Source organism: Nocardiopsis sp. NPDC101807 (assembly GCF_044766605.1).
Classification (GTDB): domain Bacteria; phylum Actinomycetota; class Actinomycetes; order Streptosporangiales; family Streptosporangiaceae; genus Nocardiopsis; species Nocardiopsis tropica.
Genome location: NZ_JBIWMK010000002.1, coordinates 604553 through 611714 on the forward strand (window position 1 = coordinate 604553; position 7162 = coordinate 611714).

6 protein-coding genes are annotated in these 7162 nt (G+C 74.7%); 2 read left to right on the plus strand and 4 right to left on the minus strand.

Annotated elements, in window-relative coordinates:
* Positions 1-11 precede the first annotated feature (11 nt).
* The 4 genes from ACIRPH_RS07895 to ACIRPH_RS07910 all read right to left on the minus strand — a co-directional run bounded on the left by ACIRPH_RS07895 (position 12) and on the right by ACIRPH_RS07910 (position 4967).
* Positions 12-881, minus strand: a complete 870-nt coding sequence (locus ACIRPH_RS07895; protein WP_402910775.1) for a hypothetical protein — start codon at positions 879-881, stop codon at positions 12-14.
* Positions 878-2086 carry a homogentisate 1,2-dioxygenase gene (locus ACIRPH_RS07900; RefSeq protein WP_402910778.1) on the minus strand — a complete coding sequence of 403 codons (1209 nt, stop codon included), beginning with the start codon at positions 2084-2086 and terminating at the stop codon, positions 878-880. The genes ACIRPH_RS07895 and ACIRPH_RS07900 overlap by 4 nt, the downstream gene beginning before the upstream one ends.
* A gap of 135 nt (positions 2087-2221) precedes the next feature.
* A complete protein-coding gene (locus ACIRPH_RS07905; RefSeq protein ID WP_402910780.1) occupies positions 2222-3919 on the minus strand; it encodes an FAD-dependent monooxygenase in 1698 nt (565 codons plus the stop codon).
* Positions 3920-4004: 85 nt separating this feature from the next.
* Positions 4005-4967 (minus strand): MBL fold metallo-hydrolase, encoded by a 963-nt coding sequence (locus ACIRPH_RS07910; protein ID WP_402910783.1) that lies wholly within the window; start codon positions 4965-4967, stop codon positions 4005-4007.
* A gap of 350 nt (positions 4968-5317) precedes the next feature.
* Here ACIRPH_RS07910 and ACIRPH_RS07915 point away from each other — a divergent pair, with 350 nt between their 5' ends.
* Together ACIRPH_RS07915 and ACIRPH_RS07920 are read left to right on the plus strand one after the other, a co-directional pair.
* Entirely contained in the window at positions 5318-5857 is a 540-nt protein-coding gene (locus ACIRPH_RS07915) for a MarR family winged helix-turn-helix transcriptional regulator (RefSeq protein WP_402910786.1), read from the plus strand.
* 115 nt (positions 5858-5972) lie between these two features.
* Positions 5973-7028 carry an aminotransferase class V-fold PLP-dependent enzyme gene (locus tag ACIRPH_RS07920; RefSeq protein ID WP_402910788.1) on the plus strand — a complete coding sequence of 352 codons (1056 nt, stop codon included), beginning with the start codon at positions 5973-5975 and terminating at the stop codon, positions 7026-7028.
* The last annotated feature ends 134 nt before the right edge of the window (positions 7029-7162 follow it).

Genomic DNA, 7162 nt, shown 5'->3' on the forward strand with positions numbered 1-7162 from the left:
ACCGGGCCCGGTCAGTGGTTCAGGGCCCGCCGGGGCCGGGGGGCGGGCAGGGCTCCGAGGACGACCAGGTCCTCCAGCGGTTCGGTGACGCTGCACGTGCCGAAGGACCGGAAGCGTCCCCGTACCCCCTCCGCCTCGCCGTCGGTGAGCCCGGCGGCGAGGCCGGCCACGGTCGCGCCGTCCCGTTCGGCCAGGATCCGGGCGGCGTCGCCGGAACCTCCGCCGTCGAGGAGGGCTCCGGTCGCGAGGAGCACGTTGAGGAACCCGTGCTGCTCGAACCCCTCCCGGGTCGTGTGGCGGACCGCGTGGTGGAGTCCGGCGGTGCACTTGAACGGCAGTCCCAGGGCGACGGCCGCGTGCAGGAACTCCGCGAGCTCGTCCTCCCCGGGGTGGGCCCCCGGGGTGAGCCCGCCGGTGCGGAACTTGGCGCTGCGGCCGCTGCCGACCAGTGCCTCCAGGTCCTCGCGCACGCCTTCCCCCCGGGAGACCTCCACGAAGCCCTCGGCGTCCGCGGGCAGGTGGGAGTCCAGCGCCCGGGCCGCCTCCCGGGCGCCGCCGGGCGCCGCGGCGACCTCGACGCCGGCCAGGCGAAGGGCCGGGTCGGCGAGGACCGCGTCGACGGCCGCCCCCACCCCGCCCGGGCCCCCGGGGACGGTGACGGCCACCGCGAGGGGGGCGCGGCCGTCGTCCTCCGGCTCCCTGCCCAGGACCGCGCGCAGTTCGGCCACGCGCGCGTCGGAGACCAGGAAGGGGCCGACGTAACCGGCGCGGGGGCCCGCCAGGTGGGCCCGGTGGGCGGGCAGCGCCTCTCCCATCGGCGCGTTGCCCGGCGGGAACAGGGCGGCGTCGTCGAACAGCTTCCGGTAGAGGGCGCCGCTCACGACCGGTCCCTCCTGCCCCCGGCCCAGGTCCACGCGTATCCGCCGTCGTCGCTCGCGACGCCGCCCTCCCCGAGGTCGAGCGGGCGGAAGGTGTCCACCATGACGGCGAGCTCGTCGAAGGACTCGGCTCCGATACTGCGCTCGTACGCGCCGGGCTGCGGACCGTGGGAGTGGCCGCCGGGGTGCAGGGAGACGGAGCCCTGGCCGATGCCGGAGCCCTTGCGGGCCTCGTAGTCGCCGCCGCAGTAGAACATGACCTCGTCGGAGTCCACGTTCGAGTGGTAGTAGGGCACCGGGATGGCGCCGGGGTGGTAGTCCACCTTGCGGGGGACGAAGTTGCAGATGACGAAGTTGTGGCCCTCGAACACCTGGTGGACGGGCGGCGGCTGGTGGACGCGGCCGGTGATGGGCTGGAAGTCGGCGATGTTGAAGGCGTACGGGTACAGGCATCCGTCCCAGCCGACGACGTCGAACGGGTGCCGGGGGTAGGTGTACCGGGTGCCGGAGATACCGCCCGGGCCGTCGCCCCGGTGCTTGATGAGCACGTCGACGTCCTCGCCCTCGGCCAGCAGCGGCTCGGAGGGGCCGCGCAGGTCGCGTTCGCAGTAGGGGGAGTGCTCCAGGAACTGGCCGTATCTGGACAGGTAGCGCTTGGGCGGGGCGATGTGGCTGTTGGCCTCCACCACGTAGGCGCGGAGCGGCTCCTCGCCGGTGGGCACCCAGCGGTGGGTGGTGGCGCGGGGCAGGATGACGTAGTCGCCCTGGCCGACCTCCAGGAGTCCGAACACGGTCTCCACCCGTGCGCTGCCGGACTCCACGTACACGCACTCGTCGCCGATGCCGTTGCGGTACAGCTCGGAGGGCGCGCCCGCGACCACGTAGGAGATGCGCACGTCGTCGTTGCCGAGGACGAGGCGGCGGGACTCGACGACGTCGGCGGCCTTCCAGTCCTCACCGGTGAACAGGTCGTGGAGCCGGAGGTGGCGCGGGACCATCGGCGCGTTGCGGGTGCGGGTCTGGGCGGGCACCTCCCACTCGGCCGCGCCGACGATGGCCGAGGGGATGGCGCGGTGGTAGAGGAGCGAGGAGTCGGAGGAGAACCCCTCCTCCCCCATCAGCTCCTCGTAGTACAGCCCGCCTTCGGGGTTGCGGTGCTGGGTGTGGCGGGTGCGCGGCACCTCGCCGATCCGGCGGTAGTGGGCCATGGCGGTTCTCTCCTCACCGTGGGCTGGTCCGGGCCGACCGTGGTCGTACCCGTGCTGGGCGGTCGTGGTTCGGGATCCCGGTCCGGTGCGGACGGCGGCCCGGTCCCCTTCCCGGGGCGGGCACGGGGCCGGGGGTCAGGCGGTCGGGGCCGGCCGCCCGGGACGGGCGGTCTCTGCAGTGGGCGCACCCGCCTCCGCCGCGGCGAGGCCGAGGCAGGTGCGGACGGCGGCGGCGACGGCGCCGTGGTCCGCCCCGGGGACAACGGCGGCGACGTGGGCGTCTGGGCGCACCAGCCACACCTGGCCGGGTTCGGGCGCCAGCGCGGCGGCGAGGGAGCCCGTGGTGTCGATGTCGTCGAGGTAGTGGGCGGTGACGGGGGCCCGGGTCGCCCCCCGGGCGGCGCTGCGCGCGCCTTCCAGGAAGGAGGCCGGGTCGAGGCCGGCGGGCGCGGCGCCCAGGAGGAGGGTCAGCCCCTCGCGCAGCAGCGGCCGGATCCGCCCCGCCGCGCCGGGAACGGTGACCGGGGCGTCGGGAAGGATCACGCCGGGGCACGGGGAGGGGGTCGCCCCCCTCGGCGGCCGTCCCCCGAAGGGGCGTTCGGGGCAGGGGGTGGTCAGGGACGACTCCGTGTACCAGAAGGGCTCGGCGAGGCGGCCGGAGTCGACCAGGGCCCGGGCGGAGTCGTCGGTGAGGGCCCGTTCGAGCACGCCGACGCGGGTGCTGTGCTCCTCCTCCCCGTGGGGGACGAGGAAGCGCATGGTCGCACCGGTGACCTCGGCGTTCTCCCGCGCCGCGGCGTGGCGTTCGGCGTGGTAGCTCTCCAGGAGGTCCTCCCCCGCCCATCCGGCGAGGACGTAGGCGAGCTTCCACGCGGCGTTCTCGGCGTCCTGGACCCCGGAGTTGAGCCCGCGGGCGCCGAAGGGCGCGACCAGGTGGGCGTTGTCGCCGAGGAGCAGGACGCGTCCCTCGCGCATGCGCTCGACGACGCGGGTGTGGAACCGGTACACCGAGTGCCAGACGACCTCGTAGGGCGTGTCCCCGATGATCTGGCGGATGCGCGCGTCCAGGCGCCCGTCCGACTCCTCCGCCTCCAGGTCGAAGTCGGCCGGGACCTGCCAGTCGATGCGGTACACCGAGTCCGGGCAGGGGTGGATGAGGACCTGCCGGCCCGGGTTCCACCCGGGGTCGAAGTAGAAGCGGCGCTCGCGCTCCCACCCGGGCAGGTCGGCGCGGATGTCGCAGATGAGGAAGCGGTCCTCGAAGGTGGTCCCGTCGAAGGACAGCCCGAGCGCGTCGCGGACCACGCCGCCGTGGGCGCCCAGGCAGGACAGCGCGTGGGAGCCGCGCAGCAGCACGGGCCCCTCGGGGGTGTCGCATTCGACGGTGACGCCGCTCGCGTCCTGGGCGATGCCGGTGACCCGGTGGTTCCACCGGGTCCGCACCCCCGCCGCGGCCAGGCGCTCGTCCAGGACCTCCTCGGTGCGGGACTGGGAGATGTTGACGAACGGGGGCAGGGGCGAGGCCCCCGGGTCGGCGAGGTGGACGCTGAACAGCTCGTGCTCGCGGTAGAACGTGCGGGCCGTGTCCCAGGTGACGCCCTCCTCCACGAGGCCGCCCGCGCCCAGCCAGTCCCAGACGTCGAGGACGTCGCGCTGCTGGCAGATGGCCTTGGAGCCCACGGCGTCCCGCTCGGGGCGTCCGTCCAGGAGCTGGACGGGGACGCCGCGTCGGGCGAGCAGCAGGGCGGCCGTCTGTCCGACCGGTCCCGCTCCGAGGACCAGGACGGGGTCGGCGCCGGGGTCGGCGGGGGTGCGTGGAGCAGGGGGTCGCATGTCGGGCTCCGTTCGGTCTGGGCGCCCGGCGGGGCGCGGAGTGGAGGTGGTCGGCGCCGGACCCGTGCCGGACGGGTCCGGACGGTCAGCCCTGGAGCTGGGCCCACACCTCGCGGTCGCGCTCGGCCGTCCAGATGACGGGCCGCTCGATGCCGCGGAACTCGTCCCACAGGCGCGAGACGTCGAAGGGCAGGCAGTGCTCGAAGATGGGCCAGTGGCCGTAGTCGCCCTCGAGCGCCGCATGCGTGGCGGTGAAGGCCTCCTTGAGGGTGCCGCCGCGCTCGTGGACGGCCCCGACCTCGCGGATCATGACGTCGAGGAAGTGGCGGGTCTGCTCGATGGCGGCGTCGACCTCGTCGCGGCCCCGGCTGACGGCGCCGCGCCCGCCGACGAGCATCTCGGCGCCGAGCGCCTTGACCCGGTCCAGGGTCTGCCCGGCCCAGTCCTTGTGGAAGGCGTCGCCGGTGTAGAGGGCGGCCTGCGCCTCGACGAGGTCGCCGGCGAAGAGGATCTTCTGACGGGGCAGCCAGGCGACGATGTCGCCCTCGGTGTGGCCCCGCCCGAAGTACTGCAGGACGAGTTCTCCGCGGTCGCCGCCCAGGTCGATGGTGGTGCGGTCGGCGAAGGTCTGCGTGGGCCAGGTGAGGCCGGGGACGGAGTCGGCGTCCTTGGCCAGGCGGGGCATGCGGCCGAACTCGCTGGCCCAGTCCTCCTCGCCCCGCTCGCGGATGAGCTCGTGGGTCTTTTCGTGGGTGAGGATGATCTCGGCGTCGAAGGCGCTGGCCCCGAGGACGCGCACCGCGTGGTAGTGGGAGAGCACCAGGTAGCGGACCGGTTTGTCGGTCTGCTCGCGCAGGATCTTCAGCCAGTCGCGTGCGGCGGCGGGGGTGGCGAGGGCCTCGAAGGCGACGACGAAGTCCTCGCCCTCGACGGCGCCGACGTTGGGGTCGCCCTCCGCGGTCAGCGCGTAGACCCCGTCGGCCAGGACCTCCAGTGTCTGCGGCTTGGCCTCGGTGTCGGCGGAGGAGGCGAACGGCTTGGCTGCCATGGGATGAGGACCCTTCACTCGCTCAGGATGGCCGCGGCCACCCAATTGATCAAAGGTTTGATGATCATGACCCTAACGTGCCCCACGCCACAGGGCCAAGAGACGCGGGCCCGCCAGTGCAGTGATACAGGTCACACACCAAACCTACCCGGAGAACCACTCCGACCAGCCGGTTCGCCCGCCCCACCCGCCCCACGGCCACCGCGCACGCCGACGGCGCGTCACGGCCCGCCCCGGCCCGCGCCGGGGCGCCGGCCGCCCGCGCGCCGCCCCGGCCCGCCGCGACACGGGGCCGGAGCGTTCGTTCCTCGGCCCGCGGACGCGGCGCACCAGGGGTTAGGCTGGGCGCCGTGACCCACGACACCGCCCCCCCAAGCGATCTCACCTTCTGGTCGTTCGTCGACTACGCGGTGCAGAAGGCCGAACAGGAACTGCCCTCCGTCAACGCCGACGCCATGCGCATGGTCCTGACCCTCAACCGGGCCACGAGCATGGTCGTCTACGACCTGGAGTCCTCCGTCCACCGCCCGCGCGGTCTCACCTGGCCCGGGTTCCGGGTCATCTTCGCGCTGTGGCTGGCCGGACCCATGGAGGCCAAGAGCACCGCCGAGATCTCCGGCATGAGCCGGGCGGCCCTGTCCGCGCTCCTCAACACCCTCGAACGCGACGGGCTGATCGTCCGCGAACGCGCCACCCACGACCGGCGCGCCCTCCAGCTCACCCTCACCGAGGCCGGGTACGGGGCGATCCTCGGCGGCTTCCGCGCGCACAACAGGCGCGAGACGGCCTGGGCCGCCGCCCTCGAACCCGAGGAGCGCACCGAGCTGGTCCGCCTGCTCAACAAGCTCATGGCCGGGTCCACCGAGGCCAAGGCCAAGTTCCGCAACTGACCCGCACGCCTTCCGTCCCGGGCCGCCCGGCACCGGCGGCCCCCGGACGCGGCGGAGTCCGCTCCGGCCCGGATTGGACCTTGAGCGCCGTCCCGCGAACGGCGAGCATCGAACCATGCACAACACCGGCCGCGACCGCCTGCGCTCCGCGCAGAACCGGTTCTCCCCCGAGACGACCTACCTCGACACCGCCACCCACGGGCTGCCCCCCCGCACGGCCCTCCTCGAACTGGAGCGGCACCTGCGCTCGGTGGGCGCCGGACGGTTCTCCCCCGCGGAGGCGGACCCCGGCATCGCCGCGGCCCGCGGCGCCTATGCCCGCCTCACGGGCGTCCCCGCCGAACGGGTGGCCATCGGCTCCCACGCCTCCCAGTTCGCCGGGACGATCGCCGCGAGCCTGCCGCCCGGTTCCGAGGTGCTGACCGCCGTCCGCGAGTTCAGCTCCGTCGTCCACCCCTTCCTCGCCCGGGAGCCGCACGGCGTCCGGGTGCGCGAGGCGCCCCTGGACCGGCTGGCCGACGAGGTCGGCCCGGGCACCGACCTGGTCGCCGTCTCGGCGGTGCAGTCCTCCGACGGCGCCGTCGCCCCGGTGGAGGAGCTGCTGGAGGCCTGCGCCCACCACGGGGCGCGGCTGATGCTGGACACCACCCAGGCGGGGTGGCTCCCCCTCCCCCTGGAGCGGGTCGACTACACGGTGAGCAGCACCTACAAGTGGCTGCTGGGGCCGCGCGGCTCGGCCTTCCTCACGGCGACCGAGGAGGCGCTGGCCGCACTCGACCCCCTGGCCGCGAACTGGTACGCCGCCGCCGAGCCGTGGAACTCCCTCTACGGAGGCCCCCTGGAGCTCGCCGAGGGGGCGCGGCGCCTGGACCTGGCCCCCGTGTGGTTCTCGTGGATCGGGTTGGCGCCCGCCCTGGAGCTGGTCGAGGAGGTCGGCCTCGAGACGATCCGCGAACACGACGCCGGGCTCGGCGACCGGCTGCTCACCGCACTGGACCTCCCGCCGGCCGGGTCGGCGATCGTGTCCCTGGCCGTGTCCGAGGACCTGTCCCGGAAGGTCGCCGAGGCCGGGATCGCCGCCTCCACCCGCGCCGGGCGGCTCAGGGTGTCCTTCCACCTGTACAACACCGAGGAGGAGGTGGACCGGCTCGTCAAGGTCCTGACCTCCTGAAGGCCCCGGGCGCGGGGGGCCCCCCCCCGGGGGGGGGGGGGCCCCCCCGGGGGGGGGGGGGGGCCCCCCCCCCCCCAGGGGGGCGCCGCCGGGCGCGCGGAGGGGCGCCCCCCGCGCCCCCGCCCCCCGGGCCC

Coding starts and splice junctions, on each gene's coding strand:
- ACIRPH_RS07905 (WP_402910780.1), bottom strand. CDS start 3,919: ATGCGACCCCCTGCTCCACGCACCCCCGCCGACCCCGGCGCCGACCCC.
- ACIRPH_RS07910 (WP_402910783.1), bottom strand. CDS start 4,967: ATGGCAGCCAAGCCGTTCGCCTCCTCCGCCGACACCGAGGCCAAGCCG.
- ACIRPH_RS07920 (WP_402910788.1), top strand. CDS start 5,973: ATGCACAACACCGGCCGCGACCGCCTGCGCTCCGCGCAGAACCGGTTC.
- ACIRPH_RS07900 (WP_402910778.1), bottom strand. CDS start 2,086: ATGGCCCACTACCGCCGGATCGGCGAGGTGCCGCGCACCCGCCACACC.